This window comes from Flavobacterium sp. (assembly GCF_003525665.1).
Classification (GTDB): domain Bacteria; phylum Bacteroidota; class Bacteroidia; order Flavobacteriales; family Flavobacteriaceae; genus Flavobacterium.
Genome location: NZ_DQDX01000110.1, coordinates 6,214 through 8,280, shown reverse-complemented (window position 1 = coordinate 8,280; position 2,067 = coordinate 6,214). Strand labels below are relative to the sequence as shown.

Genomic DNA, 2,067 nt, shown 5'->3' with positions numbered 1-2,067 from the left:
GATTGGAGTCAATCCAAAAAGAAGTTAGTTTTAATTGGAGGTTTGATTCCAAATGAAATCGAACAGAAATACTTAGATATTTTAGGAAATGATGCTTCAGTTGTTGTCATGACCGAAGTAACATCGAATGTGCATCATTCAAATTATATTACAAATATTGACACCATAATTACACCTTTTACAGAAGAAGATTTCCTCGAATTTCAACCCGATATTTTGTTGACTTTTGGCGGAATGATTGTCTCTAAAAGAATTAAAGCATTTCTTAGAAAATACCAACCCAAACAACATTGGCACATTGATAAATTGCGCGCTTACGATACTTATGGTTGTTTGACAAAGCATTTTGAAGTTTCACCAAATGAATTATTTGCAAGTTTCTTTTTTAAAACAACATCAATTGAAAGCGATTATCAAGAAAAGTTGCTTGAAATTAGAGAAATACGTTCGATAAAGCATCTGGAATATTTGCATAAAATTCCGTTTACGGATTTAAAAGCGTTTGATATTATTTTGCCCAAATTACAACCTAATAGTCAGTTGCAAATTAGTAATAGTTCGCCAATTCGATACGCACAATTAATCTCTATAAATCCAACTATTGAAGTCTTCTGCAATCGCGGCACAAGCGGAATTGACGGAAGTACTTCAACAGCAATTGGCGCAGCATCAGCATCCCAAAAACCAACCGTTTTAATAGCAGGCGACATCGGGTTTTTATACGATAGTAATGGGTTGTGGAACAATTATATTCCGAAAAATTTCAAAATTATTTTGATGAATAATGGCGGTGGCGGCATTTTTAGAATTCTTCCTGGTCATGATGAAAGTCCGGTTTTTAATACTTTTTTCGAAACGTCTCATTGTTTAACAGCCGAACATTTGGCAAAAATGTACGGATTTGAATACCTAATAGCAAGCAACGAAACAACTTTAGAAAAAGGATTGGAATTGATGTTTGCACAAAATGAGAAACCAGTTTTATTAGAAGTTTTCACGCCAACATTAGAAAACGATAAGGTATTGTTGCAGTATTTTAGAGAATTGGTTTAATTATTGGATAACAAAATTCCATCTTAATATCGACAATAAAACCTCAAGCTTTAAACTTCCAACTCGCAACTCAAAACTCAAAACTCGTAACTCGAAACCTTTTCGTACCTTTGCACAAATTCAAGAAAATGCTTAACATAGGTCAACACAATACGCTTACCATTTTGCGCGAAACAAAAGTGGGATTATTTTTAGGAAACGGAAACGAAGCAGATGATGTTCTTTTGCCTAATAAATACGTTCCAAAAGTATTTGAAATTGGTGAAGAAATCACCGTTTTTGTGTATTTAGATCATGAAGAACGACCAGTTGCAACCACTTTAGTTCCGTATATTTTCTTGAATGAATTTGCACTTTTACGTGTGAATTACATCAATCAAATTGGTGCTTTCATGGATTGGGGAATGGAAAAAGACATTTTAGTTCCGTTTAAAGAGCAAGCACGACCAATGGAAAAAGGAAAACGTTACTTGGTTTACCTTTATATGGACGAAAAAACCAATAGGTTAGTGGCTTCTAGTAAAACCAATCAGTTTCTTGATAATGAAAATATTACTGTAGAGAAAGGTGAAGAAGTAGATTTAATTATTTCTCATATTACAGAAATCGGAATCAATGTAATCATCAACCAAAAGCACAAAGGTTTGGTATATAAAGATGAGGTTTACGACGATTCTATCCGTACAGGAGATAAAATGAAAGGTTACATAAAATTGGTTCGTCCTGATGGAAAAATTGATGTTTCACTTAACAAACAAGGTTTTGAAAACATCGAACCTAATTCGGAAATTATCATGAACGAATTGAGAGCAAGTCGAGGTTTTCTTAGATTGAACGATAATTCAAATCCAGAAGATATCAAAACAGTTCTGAAAATGAGTAAGAAAACGTTCAAGAAAGCAATCGGTCTTTTATATAAAGAAAAACTTATCGAAATTAAAGACGACGGAATTTATTTGGTTAAATAAATTTTATTTGATAGTGACAAATTAGCAATTAGAAACAGTTCTTAGT

The 2,067-nt window shown here is 32.9% G+C and carries 2 protein-coding genes; both read left to right on the top strand.

Annotated features, from left to right (window positions below; translation table 11 throughout):
- The coding region (gene menD, locus DIU01_RS07995; protein ID WP_290833272.1) for a thiamine pyrophosphate-dependent enzyme at window positions 1-1,053 on the top strand (1,053 nt) is incomplete at its 5' end.
- 128 nt (window positions 1,054-1,181) lie between these two features.
- The gene (locus DIU01_RS07990; RefSeq protein ID WP_290833270.1) at window positions 1,182-2,021 is read left to right on the top strand and encodes a S1-like domain-containing RNA-binding protein; all 840 of its coding nucleotides are present in this window, start codon (window positions 1,182-1,184) and stop codon (window positions 2,019-2,021) included.
- Window positions 2,022-2,067 lie beyond the last annotated feature (46 nt).

Coding starts and splice junctions, on each gene's coding strand:
- DIU01_RS07990 (WP_290833270.1), top strand. CDS start 1,182: ATGCTTAACATAGGTCAACACAATACGCTTACCATTTTGCGCGAAACA.